This window comes from Nitrosococcus oceani ATCC 19707 (assembly GCF_000012805.1).
In the GTDB taxonomy this organism is placed as follows: Bacteria; Pseudomonadota; Gammaproteobacteria; order Nitrosococcales; family Nitrosococcaceae; genus Nitrosococcus; species Nitrosococcus oceani.
The window spans coordinates 862,678-876,237 of the sequence record NC_007484.1 but is presented as its reverse complement, the minus strand read 5'-3'; the positions used below and the strand labels follow the sequence as shown (position 1 = coordinate 876,237).

Below are 13,560 nucleotides of genomic sequence, written 5' to 3'. Positions count from 1 at the left end.
GTACAAGTATCATGTCATCAAGTTCGCTGCTAAGTCTGCAACCGCCGTCTAAGAGCTCGGGACCGAAACTCGGTAGCACGTACTTTTTGAGCCACTTTATCGAGAATGCCGTTGACATAGCGATGGCCATGCTCGGCGCCAAAGCGCTTAGCCAACTCAATGGCTTCATTTAGCACAACCCGATAGGGAATCTCAGGACGACAAAGCAATTCAAATGCCCCTATTCTCAAAATGGCGCATTCCACCGGGTCGACTTCATTAATAGGCCGATCTAAAAAGGGTCCGAGACATTCATCTAGCTCCCCTTGGCGCTGGGGCACTCCTCGCAACAATTCCTGAAAATAGGCATGATCAATACCCCGTATATCCTGAACAATGAATTCAATATCGATTTTATCGACATCCTGTCCCATCAACTGCCACTGATAAAGCCCCTGCAAAGCAGCCGTGCGGGCCTTCGAACGACGATTACTCACGTTATTTCGCCTTTGGCGCTATGAATTTGTCGCAATACGCCAACCATCTCAATCACAGAAAGCGCGGCCTCTACCCCTTTGTTTCCGGCTTTAGTGCCCGCCCGCTCAATAGCCTGTTCAATGGTATCCACTGTCAGCACGCCAAAACCAATGGGTAAGCTATGCTGCAAGGAAATCAACCCCAACCCCTTACTGCATTCCCCAGCGACATAATCAAAGTGGGGGGTCGCGCCGCGGATAACCGTCCCTAAAGCTACTAAGGCATCAAAGCCGCCTCGCTGCGCCATGGCTTGAATTGCCAGCGGCAACTCAAATGCGCCAGGAACGCGAACAATTTCGATATCCTTGGAGGTAACCCCATGGCGAAGTAAAGTATCCACGGTCCCCTCCAGCAAACTAGCGACGATAAATTCATTAAACCGCGCAGCCGCAATACCTATCCGTAAATTCCGGATCACATAATCTCCAGTAATGGTTTTGATATGGCTCTTCATGTTTTTTCGCTCCCCCTACTATTGTACTGGCAACTTCCGCCGAGGACATCGAATTTCCCTAGTGCTTCCTTGTCTGCTCAAACAAGGCAAGGGTTTCCACATGGGTAGTATGGGGAAACATATCGATCACTCCCGCGTAACGCAAACGGTAGCCCTGTCGATTAACAAGCTCACCTGCATCCCGGGCAAGGGTAGCAGGATTGCAAGAAACATAAACAATTCGCTGTACCCTTAGTTTTGACATTTGCTGTACCGCAAGTAATGCTCCACTTCGGGGTGGATCTAACAGCGCTTTAGAAAAGCCTTCTCGTGCCCAAACATAATGAGTCCATTCCGCCCCATTCAGATCAGCCATTTCAAAATAGGCATTTTCCAGCCGGTTATGTGTTGCATTCGCCACTGCCCGAGCCACTAACCCGGCATTGCCTTCTATTCCCACAACCTCGGCGCCAGCAATTGCCAACGGCAGGGTAAAGTTACCTATTCCACAAAACAAGTCTAGCACCCGCTCGCCGGATTTAATTTCAAGTAACTCAAGGACCCGCCGAACCATTTTGGTGTTCACCTCCCGGTTTACCTGAGTGAAATCCGTAGGCAAGAATATCATTTCCAGCTTTCCAAACTGGGAATAACTTAAACGCGCCCCTGCGGGCCATAGGAGACGTACCGTTTCCGCTCCCCCCCCTTGGAGATAAATCTGCAATTTATGGGCCTGGCCAAATGCCACTAGCTGCTCGGTATCCGCTGTAGTCAAGGGCACGAGATGGCGAAATACCAAACCGGTTGATTGATCCCCAGCAGCAACCTCGATCTGGGGAATACGGTCATAGCAACTTAAAGAGGCGATCAATTCGCCTAGCGCTGGCAATAGATATCCCACCGACGGGTGCAGCACCTCACAACCCTCCAGCGCCGCAATCAAGGAGCTTCCCTTTTCCCGAAAGCCAACCAGTACGCGATCCTTTTTTTTAACGAACTTAACCCCTAGGCGCGCCTTGTAGCGATATCCCCAGTAGCCCCCTCCCACCAGAGGGGGTAGCCATTGCTCGGGTTCAACACCGCCAAAATGACGGAACTGCTCCCTTACCGTTACTTGCTTGAGCTGCAACTGAGCCGCCGTGCTCAAATGTTGCAAGCTACACCCCCCACAAACCCCAAAATGGCGACAGCGCGGCTCTACCCGGCTTGGCGCCGGTTGCAATACTTCTAGTACACGGCCTTCGTCAAATTTACCGCGCCGGCGGAGATAGTGAAACCATACCGTTTCGCCAGGCAGGGCACCATCAATAAAAACAGTTTTGCCGGCTACGTGGGCAATACCACGGCCCTCATGGGTTAGTGCCTCAATGGAAGCCTTTTGAGGCTCTTGAGAGAGAGGTTTTCGTTTAGGATGATGCGCCATTGCCGAGAGATAAATAAAGAGTAAATCTAGAGGTTACAAGCTAACCCCCCGCTTTAAATATTCCAGAGGGCCAAAAATTCCGAAAAATGAGTTTTGTTCTCAGCCCCTATCACCTCCCGCACCCGTTGACATTCCTGCTGATAGGTGGCTTTCTCAAGCTGTCCCCGTATGAGTTCAAATCGCAAGAAGACAAGGTAGGTATTCAGTACATCAGTTTCACAGTAATTGCGAATTGCCTCAAGCTCACCGCTTTGAAATAAATCCCATACTTTAGCGCCACTCATCCCCATTTTACCGGGAAAGCCAAGTAATGTCGCAATTTCATCCAACGGGGCCACGGCTCGAGTCTGGTAGCCAGACAACACATCCATCAAATCTAAGTGGCGCTGGTGATAACGATTCAGATAGTTATTCCAGCGAAAGCTTTGCTCCTTCTCGCCGATCTCCCAATAACGCGCGCCCCCAATACCATGAAGCAAAGCGCGGTAGTGTATCACCGGAAGATCGAAGGCGCTCCCATTCCAAGAAACCAGGGTGGGTACAAATTTTTCGATTCCATCAAAGAAACGCTGTATTAACTCTTCCTCCGGAGAGGCAGGATCGCCTAATGACCAAACTTTAAACCGGTCCTGGGAACGGAGCGCCACGGAAATAGCGGCGATGCGGTGCAAATGTAAACGCAAAAACTCCCCGCCCCCCGTCTCCTGGCGACGTTTAGAAAACATAATTTCAGCCACCGCGGCATCATCCAAACCCTCCAAGCCATAGAAACGGCGCGCCCCTTCTACATCCGGGACCGTTTCGATATCAAAGACAAAAACGTTCATTGACAAGGTGGTTAACGCTTTTGCGCCCATTGGCCTTGGGCATTCTGATACCACCATCCTGAAGGCGCTTTTTGAATCCAGCGGCGGGCAAAAGTTTCCCGAAGTTGAGCCTCCCATTCAGGGTGGCCATTGGCTCTGGCAATCTCTCCATAAAGGGCATTACGATCATTGTTTTCAGTGGCAAGCAGCTGATTTACCTGAGTCCGGTCCCTAAGGGGGACTTCCTGGGCCTTTCGCATTGCCACCAAACCATCATGGGTAAGCCCGATAGCGCCACTTTGAAAATAGGGTTTAAGTTCACGATAGCGCCTTTCCATAGAGACGGTAATACGTTTAATGGCGAGACTTGAGATATCCAGATTGGGTTCGGCCGCCACCACCGGCGTGATTAAAAAATCAAGCACTCGGCTCCAGGCAAAGCCCGGCAGAGAAGAGAGCTCTTCTTGCTCGGCTGGGGAAGTCGGTGCGGCTGGCGTGGTGGTTGCATCTTGCTCCCAAACGTCCTCGATGATCTTGTCCGCAGCCTTTTCTGCCGCTGCTGCAGGAAAATAAATATTGATGGTCACACAGGCAGCTAGTCCTATTACCGCCAACAAACTCGACCAACGTAACCGCTTTTTCATTGCGTGCTCTCTAATTAAATTCATTCCCTCACCGAGCCATCCACCGAAGTCACCCTCTTTAGCCGTTTTATAAACACCGGCCAATCCACCCGGCGGGTATAACCAATGATATCAATACGAGGAAATCCGCTACCACGGACAATATAATATCCTCCATTAATGGACCCTAATCCTCCCATCTTGCATACTTGGCGGCGAAGACGGCAACTCAAGCCCATTTTGTCATAGGAAAAATCGTTAAACAGCCCTAAAAAACTCCGGGAGACCAAACCGCTGGCGCCTCCACCTAAACGCGAGAGACTCTCCACCGCTTGCTGGCTAATACGGTGCCGCGAAGGATCACCTTCCGGGGTCGCCAGTTTCGCATCAAATTGAACCGGCTGCCAATCAACCAAGCGGAGCTTCCGTATTTCGCCACTGAGCTGGCCTTCGATTTTACCAAAGGCAAAAGTACGGGTCATGGTTTCCAAGTCCAGGCGGTTAATATCAATGTCCGCCTCAAGCCGTGGAATTATCCCTAAGGGGTCTTCTAAGCGCAGGTTCTGGATAACCAGTGTGCCATCGAATAGCCGTACCAGCAAAGCACCGCCAACTTCCACAACGCCTTCCCGATACCGGACCCGAGGGATAACCCCGGATAATTTCCCAGCCAAGGCGGGCCAACCCAGGGCCTGACTGAGCCTTTCCATGGAAAGAGGACTTAACGCCCCTTCCAGCCCCCAATGAGCTACGGAGGTTCCTGGATCTTTTAGAACAAAATCATTAATAAGCAACTGCCCATCGAGTACAGGTAGCCGCAACGGTTGACGAAGCCCCAAGCCATTATTTTTACTCTCGGCAAGGAAGTGCGCCGCCCCCAAATTCAAGGCATAAATACGCCCCCCTTGCCAACTGAGATCCATCATTAAGGGAGTAGCATGAGTGCTCCAACCGAATTGCCCCCCAAGGCCTGCAAGGCTAAATCGTCCTTGCTGGTCAGCAATATCTACCTCATCAAAGAATCCCTTGAGTTCCCACTGGCCAGGAGAACGATATCTCCAAGCAAGGGTAACCTTTCCGCCACTTGTTAAATTCCCCAAGGCCGTCCCCGCCAAAAAAGGTTTCAACCAATGCCGATACAAGGCGGGCACTCGGGCTTGCGCCAGTTGGGCCTGCGCTTCGGTTATTCCTTGCCGGGTCCACTGGAGCGCCCCCGTAAGCGCCATAACCCCAGTTTGCTTCAGACTGAAGTGGGGAATTTTCCAATCCCCCTTGGCCTTCCCTGGCTCTAATTCTAACTGGGCATGAAAAGGGGTTTCGGAAAATGCGAAATATAACGGATGGAAATAGGCTTCTCCTCCATTTAATTTCATCTCTCCAGTCATCTCCCAACCCTTGTGGGTATTTTGCCCCTTGAGCTGAAGTTTGCCGGCTACCGCCTCACCCACCTGGAGAGCGCTTGTATCGGAGAAGCCTATTCCATCGAGCTGAAGTCCAAGGCAGACAGTACGCAGAAATTGGCCTTGCCCTGCTAATTTTGCCTCTATCCCCAGCACGCCCTGGAAGGAGAATTCCGAGGGCCAAATGGCTGATTGCAGGCCCAAAGAAGCTATTAGCTCAAGAAAAGAGGCTAGCTTGAGAGACTTTCCAGAAATGGATAATTGCCAGCGCGCATCTTCAAAATGCCCTGCAATAGTCCCAGACCCGCCAACCAAGCCCAATGATTTAAGCTCGAAAGAAAGCGCTTGAGTCTCTAAATGATAGCTAAAACTGAAGAGACTGCTACGTACAAAAAAGCCTTCATAGGTGAAATTCACGGTCCCCTCCGCACACCGCAAATGAGAGGAGAGCAATTCAATATATTCGCAGTGGATAACCACTTGCTGCAAGCGCTTAAAAGGGGAAGGGAGTAGCAAGCGGGCGATATGAAGCTGAGCCGAACCCCGATTGGCGGTTTGGAACTGAAAATCAAGGGCTACCTGTTCCGCCCGCCAGCCGGAGCCGCCTAGATCCCCAAGGTGGAGAGTATATTTATCAACCGGACGCACGTCCGATACAAAGAACACACCCAGGCTCAATAACAGCCACCAGCGAGCACTGGCGGGACGCCTCAAGCACCTCGCGGAAGCAGCTACCTTAGCAAAATTCGGAAAAACGCCAACGGCTCTCTTTAGGCGGGGAAAACAGGGGTGGAAAGATATCGATCGCCTCGATCACAAATGATCACCACAATCGTGCTATGTTTGACCTTCTTGGCTAATCGCAGCGCTGCCGCAACCGCGCCCCCGGAAGAGATACCGGCAAAAATCCCTTCCCGGGCAGCGAGTTGCCGAGTCGTCTCCTCCGCCTCCCCTTGCGACACGTCAATAATTTGATCTACGGCCGCCGGATCGTAGATCTTGGGCAGATAGGCTTCTGGCCAACGGCGAATTCCGGGAATGCTGGCACCTTCCAGGGGCTGGACGCCAATAATTTTAATGGCTGGATTTTGCGCCTTGAAATAGCGGGAGACGCCTACAATCGTGCCGGTAGTGCCCATAGAACTGACAAAATGGGTAACGCTGCCACGGGTATCCCGCCAAATCTCGGGACCCGTTCCCTCATAATGGGCGCGGGGATTATCAGGATTAGCAAACTGATCCAGCACCCGGCCCTTGCCCTCAGCCTCCATCTCTAAAGCCAGGTCACGAGCCCCTTCCATTCCCTCTTGGGAGGTTACCAAAATGATCTCGGCCCCAAAGGCTTTCATGACCGCCCGCCGCTCTACACTCATATTCTCGGGCATTACCAACACCATCCGGTAACCCTTGATAGCGGCAATCATAGCCAAGGCAATGCCAGTGTTACCACTGGTCGCTTCCACCAGGGTATCACCCGGCTTAATTTCCCCCCGTTCTTCCGCATACTGAATCATACTGAGCGCCGGCCGATCCTTCACCGAGCCCGCAGGATTATGGCCTTCCAGTTTCACTAACAGGGTATTGCTAGTCTCACCTGGCAGATGCTGAAGCTGTACTAAAGGAGTATGCCCCACAAAATCTTCAATAGTAGGATAATCCATCCTAATCATAGACATTCCCCATTAATCGGCAGCTACCTCCGCTGCCGCACCGGAAGAAACAGCGAAGGGGGTGATGACCGCTCAGTCGTATTCCTCTAATCCGTGACCCCATTACCATTACCCGATAGTTTGAGTGAATTTAGCGCTCTTTCCAAACTTAAGCCCGGCTTGGCGCCCTCTCTTTCTGCCAGTAACGTGACAAAAGCCAATGCATACTCTTTTTCATCTGCCAGACTGAGCAGCCCTCGACTAACGCCTAAGATCCGGACCAGCTCATTTGCCCGACCTTGCCATTCTAAGAAAGGTTGTCCTCGTTCAGTATGACCCACCCCAATATGGCAGGGGCGTAAGCCGCTGCCAAAGCCGGTGCCTAATGCCTTGGCAGCAGCTTCCTTAGCGGCAAACCGCTTGGCCAGAAAATACGCAGGTTGCTTACTGACAGAAAACTTCTTGAACTCATCCCCGGTAAGAATACGCCGGGGAAACCGCTCCCCATACCGCCCAAGCAGTGCGGTCATCCGAGAGACCTGAACAATATCAGTGCCGATCCCCACAATCACTCCCGAGCCTCTCTCATTAGACGTTTCATTTCCCCGACGGCGGATTGCATTCCTGTAAACAAAGCGCGAGCTATAATGGCATGGCCAATATTGAGTTCGACAATATCAGAAAGCGCCGCAATCGCCGCTACATTCTGATAGTTCAGTCCGTGCCCAGCATTAACCTGGAGACCAACTTCCCGCCCCCTTTTCACCGCCTCGACAATCCGCTGGAATTCTTTCCGCCGGTTCCGCTCATCCCTGGCATCGGCAAAATGTCCAGTATGAATCTCAATGACGGGAGCGTTAGCTTGGGCCGCGGCCTCCACTTGACGAGGATCGGCATCAATAAACAAAGAGACTCGGGTTCCCGCCTCCTTTAGACGGACGCAGGCTTCGGTAATCCGCGCTAACTGGCCGGTCACATTCAACCCTCCCTCCGTAGTTAATTCCTCCCGCCGCTCCGGCACCAAGCAGCAGTCTTCCGGGCAATATTTCTCGGCAATGGCTAACATCTCCCCGGTTACCGCCATCTCCAGATTCATCTTGCTGACTAAAACGTCCCTTAGCAAAGCTACATCCCGCTCCTGAATATGGCGGCGATCTTCCCGTAAATGGAGGGTAATGCCATCCGCCCCGGCCTGCTCGGCTTCAATGGCGGCCTGGATGGGATCGGGATAGCGGGTTCCCCGCGCCTGGCGCAGGGTGGCCACGTGGTCAATATTAACTCCCAGTAAAATAGCGTGACTTGCAATCATGGGCGCTCTTCTTTTCTGCTTACATTCCCCAATCGCCGTAACTCCTCCAACAAGCCCCGGCTTTTCAAAGGCTTATCCCCGAGATGAAAGGCAAGCAACCACCGTAGCAGGCGCTTGGCCTCACCCAAACTCGCCGGGTCAGCCAAAGCTCCCCGGGCCAAAGCCTGCAAGGTATGCCCCCTAACCTTCATCCCCTCTAAGTCTTCTGACAAGAGACGCACAGGACCCTTCTCCAGTTGATAACTATACCATTGCCCTGCTTCTATCGGTCGGGAGGTACCGGCCTCGTATTTTAATATTAACCCATACCCCAAATAGGCCAGCAAATCCCGTTCGAACAAGCGTAAAATCTGCTGCCGTTGCTGGGCATGGATTAATGACGGTAGCGAATGGGCATAAACCGAGAACAGAGCTTCCAAAGGATCGCGGCGTGGCAGAAGACGCAATAACAATTCGTTCAGGTAAAAAGCGCAGATCAACCCTTCCCCAGTAAGAACAGGTATCGGACCCGCTGCTTCCGCTCCCGTTAAAGTGACTAAATCACCCCGGCCCGTCCAGGAAAGCAACAAGGGACAAAACGGCTGCAACAGGCTGAAGCGATGGGTACGCTGCCGTTTCACCCCCTTGGCAACCAGCCCTACCCGCCCATACTCCGGGGTGAAAACCTCTACCAAGGCGCTAGTTTCCCGATAAGGACGCGAATGAAGTACATAGGCCGGCTGGAGGACAACTCTCATTACTCAAGCCAGAAATTTACCGGCCTGCCCCCACAGCCACATCGGAGAAAGCAGCAAAATATCGTACCCTCTTCTTGCTTTAATCCGGCTCGATATTCCGCTAAAGAAGGTAGACCTAAACAAGCTAAAACCCACTTTTGAGGCTTGCCTCGATAAATGAGTCCAAATCACCATCCAATACCCCTTGAGTATTCCCTACTTCAATTCCCGTGCGCAAATCCTTGATCCGGGACTGATCCAATACATAGTTGCGAATCTGGCTTCCCCAGCCAATATCCGCCTTGGCCTCCTCCGCCGCCTGTTTCTCGGCTTGGCGGTTGCGCATCTCCAACTCATAGAGCTTGGCGCGAAGCTGGGCCATAGCGTGGGCCTTATTCTGATGTTGGGACCGCTCGCTTTGACACTGGACCACCAGACTGGAAGGCAAGTGGGTAATTCTCACCGCCGAGTCGGTCCGATTAACATGCTGTCCACCTGCGCCGCTGGCCCGGTAGGTATCAATACGCAAATCTGCTGGGTTGATCTCAATATCTATCCTTTCATCCACTTCTGGATAGACGAATACCGAGGCAAAAGAAGTATGCCGGCGGTTACCCGAATCAAAAGGTGATTTACGCACTAGCCGGTGGACCCCGGTTTCAGTCCGCAACCAACCAAAAGCGTATTCTCCCTCGAAACGAATAGCGGCACTCTTGATCCCGGCAACCTCCCCTTCAGAGACTTCGGTCAGCTCCGTTTTAAAGCTATGCTTTTCTCCCCAGCGCAAATACATTCTTAGCAGCATATTAGCCCAATCCTGGGCTTCGGTCCCGCCAGAGCCGGCTTGAATATCTAGATAGGCATTGTTAGGGTCCATTTCACCGGCAAACATGCGCTGGAATTCCAACTTTGCTAAACGTTGTTCCACAACGTCTAGTTCAGCGATTATTTCCTGGGCAGTGTCTTCATCGCCTTCTTCCATGGCGAGCTCAAACAATTCCCTAACCTGGATGATTTCCCCGCCCAATTCCGCCAATGGAGCTACCACCGACTGCAATTGCGCGCGCTCTTGACCTAGCTGTTGCGCCCGCTCCGGTTCGTCCCAAACAGAAGGAACGGCTAACTCCCGGTCAACCTCCACTAACCGTTCTTGCTTTGCCGCGAAGTCAAAGATACCCCCTCAGGGCTTCCAGACGCCCTTTGAGATCACTCGCCCGCTGCAATACGGCACCTTGTTCCAGCATGTTCCAAACCCTCATAACAGATTAATAAATAAAGAAAATAAATTATATACGAAATTCCCATAGCCACCCCGGCATGCCTCTAGAACGCTAGGATAGCATTCGGACCAACCAGGCTTCACCGGAATAACTATTCAGGCAAATAGCGCAAGGGGTCCACGGGCTGCCCATGATGGCGAATCTCAAAATGCAGCTTAACCCGATCAGTCCCACTACGCCCCATTTCAGCAATCTTCTGTCCGCCTTTTACGGAATCGCCTTCTTTGCTTACTAGCAACCGGTTATGGGCATAGGCGCTGAGAAAGTTAGCATCGTGCTTGACGATAATTAGCTTCCCATAGCGGGGCAGTCCCCGCCCACTATAAACGACCTTACCATCAGCTACTGCAACCACTGGCTGGCCTAATTCCCCGGCAATATCTACCCCTTTACGACCAGCTTCGGTGCGGGAGAAGTTCTGAATAACTTCCCCCTGGGTGGGCCAATACCAGCGAATACCATGAGCGACCTTAGTTGGCCTTTCCAGGGACAATGCTTTTTTAGCTGGAACAGCTTTAATCTTGGTTAGTGGGGGTGAGGCTGTCGATTTGGTAACAGACTTCTTATTCTCGGATGCTTGTTTCGGCTTGGCTGCGCTCTTGGAGGGAGAGTTTAGACGTAGTTTTTGCCCTACATAGATCGTATAAGGAGGGCGAATAGCATTCCAATGGGCAAGCGTGCGGTAATGCACCCCATATCTCCAGCCAATGGAATATAAGGTATCTCCCCGTCTCACCGTATAATGGGATGGGCGGGGGCCCACATGGGGAACAGCGCCAAGATGATGAACGGGAGCTACCCTCCCACCGCTGCTACAAGCAGCCAAAAAAGCAATCATAACTAAGGCTGGTAAAAACAACCGCACTGAAACTAAACTCCAGTGGTTAAAAATTCAAGAACGACACCCCAACCCTTCCTGGGGCAATATAATTCACTGCATTTATATAGGCTATCGATTACCGCGATAACAGCAAGTAACCTGCAAACGCTACTAGCACCGCTATCCAACCCATTAAATCCACATATTTCCGAAGTCCAGCTTCCATCCGAGCGCCTCCCCAACGCATCAAGGCCGCTACCAGAAAAAACCGAGCTCCCCGGCCCGCAAGAGAAGCCATGATAAAAAGGGCAAGAGGCATAGCCGCTACACCAGCGGCGATAGTAAATACTTTATACGGGATAGGAGAAAAACCCGCTAGCAGCACAGCCCATCCTCCCCACTCCTCAAACCATAGACGGGCCTTTAAATAAGAGTCCCAATAGTCCCATTGCTGCAACAAAGGCTCTATCAAACTAAAAGCCAATGCTCCAATCCCATATCCTAACAATCCTCCGAACACCGATGCCACCGTAGTAAGCATGGCATAATACCAAGCCCGGTTTGGGGAGGCTAAAGCCATAGGCGCCAGCATGACATCGGGAGGCACCACAAAAAAAGAGGATTCGGTAAAACTGACCAATACCAACCAACGAGTAGCGTGGCGGTGCCGTGACCAACCCATAGTCTTGTCATACAATAGAGTAAAAAGCCTTGCCAAATTTACTCTCCTACAAGCGGCACGAAACTAACCCGCTCTAAAGTTTTCATTTCAAAATCATCAGCCGTTCTAGTCACAATCATTAAGGACTGGGTACCAGACGATGCCCCTACCGGAATTACCATCCGCCCCCCGACAGCTAATTGTTTAAGCAAAGTCTGAGGGATTTCCCTAGGCGCCGCGGCCACCAATATCCCTTGATAAGGCCCATAGGCCGGCCACCCCCAAAGCCCATCGGCGCATTTAGCCCGGATATTGCTTATCCCAAGATGCTTAAAGCGGGCCTGGGCTTGCGTCAGCAGCGGCTTGATTCGTTCCACCGTATAAACCAGACCTGCCAAGCCCGCTAAAATAGCTGTCTGATAGCCAGAGCCTGTACCCACCTCCAACACTTTCTGGAGCGATCCTCCAGCAAGGAGAGCTTCTGTCATACGGGCCACGATATAAGGCTGGGAAATCGTTTGTCTAAAACCGATAGGAAGCGCGGTATCTTCATAGGCTCGGCTAGAAAGCGCCTCATCAACAAAAATATGGCGGGGCGTTTCCTGGATTACCTTGAGCACAGCAGGATCACGAATACCCTCTTCATGTAATCGCTGAATCAACCGCTCTCGCTCTCGAGCCCGCCGGGAAGTCATCCCCATATCAAACAAGTTTCTTTCATGAACGAGGGATTCGCTGCAGCCATCCGGCAACTTGGTCAAGGGCCGCGTAACGAGTGAGATCCACCTGAATCGGGGTAATAGAAACGCTCCCTCGGGCAATTGCGTGGAAATCCGTGCCAGGTCCCGCATCTTGACTTTCACCAGCCGGACCCACCCAGTAAATGGGACGGCCGCGGGGATCGGCATCTTTAATAACGGGCTCGGATCGGTGCCGATGGCCGAGGCGGGTTGCTTCGAAATCTGTTATTTGGGTCCTAGGCAAATTGGGAACATTGACGTTGAGTATGGTATCAGCAGGCAAGGGATCTTCCATAAGACTGGTGACCAACCGACGCGCTACCCAAGCCGCTGTATCAAAATGCTCCGGCTCCGCTGACGCCAAAGAAACCGCAATAGCGGGCAACCCCAAGAATCTCCCCTCCATGGCGGCGGCCACCGTACCCGAATAGATAACGTCATCGCCGAGATTAGCACCCCAATTAACCCCTGAAACCACCATATCAGGCTCTTTTTCTAAGAGTCCGGTAATCCCCAAGTGAACACAATCCGTGGGTGTCCCTTCCACTCGATAGAATCCATTTTCCCCAAGAGTAGCCCGCAACGGCGTATCCAGGGTTAAAGAATGACTGGCCCCACTTCGATCCCGGTCCGGCGCCACCACAATAACTTCCGCGATTTTAGCCAAGCAATCAGCCAGCACCCGGATTCCAGGTGCTAAGTAACCGTCATCATTACTAACCAATATCCTCATATTATTAGAAATGCCTTACTTTAGGTTGCCAACCGGATCACTACCAGTGCTTTAATTGCAGGCGGGAAAAATCCCACTCGAGATTATAGCGCTCCAAACAAAACGGCTGAATTTTATCTCGCCTGCTCTAGAGATACCATATGTCCGCTAGAAGAATTACCCGAAAATGGAACAATGGTACCGACTCCGACCACCCCTGTCGCTCCAGAAACCACCTGCCCATCAGCATTACCGATGCGGTAGTCTTTCATTAGAGGTAACACCTGCCTGCTTTCTATATCACTTCCTTGCTGTGTCCCGGTTTTTCCACTTTTTTTAATACCTTGCGCTGTGAAATAGCTCCCATTAATTTCCCTGAACTTTCCATCAAGACGGCCGCTACAGTCTGTAATTGAAATCGTCGCACTCAGACGCGACACATCTTTTATCACCCCATGTTGACTTGTCATCT

General features: G+C 51.8%; 16 protein-coding genes. All 16 read right to left on the bottom strand.

The window, feature by feature from the left end; translation table 11 throughout:
- Positions 1–29: 29 nt before the first annotated feature.
- The 16 genes from nusB to NOC_RS04315 all read right to left on the bottom strand — a co-directional run bounded on the left by nusB (position 30) and on the right by NOC_RS04315 (position 13,558).
- Complete coding sequence (gene nusB, locus NOC_RS04390; RefSeq protein WP_011330487.1) at positions 30–476, bottom strand: transcription antitermination factor NusB; 447 nt, start codon at positions 474–476, stop codon at positions 30–32.
- Positions 473–970, bottom strand: a complete 498-nt coding sequence (gene ribH / locus NOC_RS04385) for a 6,7-dimethyl-8-ribityllumazine synthase (RefSeq protein ID WP_002809998.1) — start codon at positions 968–970, stop codon at positions 473–475. Before ribH ends, nusB begins: the two co-directional genes overlap by 4 nt.
- A gap of 58 nt (positions 971–1,028) precedes the next feature.
- Positions 1,029–2,372 (bottom strand): 23S rRNA (uracil(1939)-C(5))-methyltransferase RlmD, encoded by a 1,344-nt coding sequence (gene rlmD / locus NOC_RS04380; protein ID WP_011330486.1) that lies wholly within the window; start codon positions 2,370–2,372, stop codon positions 1,029–1,031.
- A gap of 53 nt (positions 2,373–2,425) precedes the next feature.
- Positions 2,426–3,199: a 3'-5' exonuclease gene (locus tag NOC_RS04375; RefSeq protein WP_002808755.1), complete on the bottom strand. Its 774-nt coding sequence runs from the start codon at positions 3,197–3,199 to the stop codon at positions 2,426–2,428.
- 11 nt (positions 3,200–3,210) lie between these two features.
- Positions 3,211–3,822 carry a YdbL family protein gene (locus tag NOC_RS04370; RefSeq protein ID WP_002810616.1) on the bottom strand — a complete coding sequence of 204 codons (612 nt, stop codon included), beginning with the start codon at positions 3,820–3,822 and terminating at the stop codon, positions 3,211–3,213.
- A gap of 20 nt (positions 3,823–3,842) precedes the next feature.
- On the bottom strand, positions 3,843–5,915 hold the full coding sequence (locus tag NOC_RS04365) for a YdbH domain-containing protein (RefSeq protein ID WP_244860056.1): 2,073 nt from the start codon (positions 5,913–5,915) through the stop codon (positions 3,843–3,845).
- A gap of 56 nt (positions 5,916–5,971) precedes the next feature.
- On the bottom strand, positions 5,972–6,862 hold the full coding sequence (gene cysM, locus NOC_RS04360) for a cysteine synthase CysM (protein WP_002809375.1): 891 nt from the start codon (positions 6,860–6,862) through the stop codon (positions 5,972–5,974).
- A gap of 95 nt (positions 6,863–6,957) precedes the next feature.
- Complete coding sequence (acpS, locus tag NOC_RS04355) at positions 6,958–7,422, bottom strand: holo-ACP synthase (protein ID WP_002809960.1); 465 nt, start codon at positions 7,420–7,422, stop codon at positions 6,958–6,960.
- On the bottom strand, positions 7,419–8,159 hold the full coding sequence (gene pdxJ / locus NOC_RS04350; RefSeq protein ID WP_002811389.1) for a pyridoxine 5'-phosphate synthase: 741 nt from the start codon (positions 8,157–8,159) through the stop codon (positions 7,419–7,421). Before pdxJ ends, acpS begins: the two co-directional genes overlap by 4 nt.
- Positions 8,156–8,896, bottom strand: coding sequence for a DNA repair protein RecO (gene recO, locus NOC_RS04345; RefSeq protein WP_002811352.1), 741 nt, complete (start codon positions 8,894–8,896; stop codon positions 8,156–8,158). Before recO ends, pdxJ begins: the two co-directional genes overlap by 4 nt.
- Positions 8,897–9,020: 124 nt before the next feature.
- A protein-coding gene (gene prfB, locus NOC_RS04340) for a peptide chain release factor 2 (RefSeq protein WP_147094504.1) occupies positions 9,021–10,119 on the bottom strand; the annotation gives its coding sequence in 2 pieces (ribosomal slippage) (positions 9,021–10,043 and positions 10,045–10,119; 1,098 coding nt in all).
- Positions 10,120–10,246: 127 nt separating this feature from the next.
- On the bottom strand, positions 10,247–11,020 hold the full coding sequence (locus tag NOC_RS04335) for a peptidoglycan DD-metalloendopeptidase family protein (RefSeq protein ID WP_011330482.1): 774 nt from the start codon (positions 11,018–11,020) through the stop codon (positions 10,247–10,249).
- A 91-nt stretch (positions 11,021–11,111) separates the two neighbouring features.
- On the bottom strand, positions 11,112–11,657 hold the full coding sequence (locus NOC_RS04330; RefSeq protein WP_002809915.1) for a YqaA family protein: 546 nt from the start codon (positions 11,655–11,657) through the stop codon (positions 11,112–11,114).
- 38 nt (positions 11,658–11,695) lie between these two features.
- Positions 11,696–12,337, bottom strand: coding sequence for a protein-L-isoaspartate(D-aspartate) O-methyltransferase (locus NOC_RS04325; RefSeq protein ID WP_002808840.1), 642 nt, complete (start codon positions 12,335–12,337; stop codon positions 11,696–11,698).
- A 16-nt stretch (positions 12,338–12,353) separates the two neighbouring features.
- On the bottom strand, positions 12,354–13,109 hold the full coding sequence (surE, locus tag NOC_RS04320; protein WP_002810437.1) for a 5'/3'-nucleotidase SurE: 756 nt from the start codon (positions 13,107–13,109) through the stop codon (positions 12,354–12,356).
- A 113-nt stretch (positions 13,110–13,222) separates the two neighbouring features.
- Positions 13,223–13,558, bottom strand: a complete 336-nt coding sequence (locus NOC_RS04315; RefSeq protein ID WP_011330480.1) for a hypothetical protein — start codon at positions 13,556–13,558, stop codon at positions 13,223–13,225.
- Positions 13,559–13,560 lie beyond the last annotated feature (2 nt).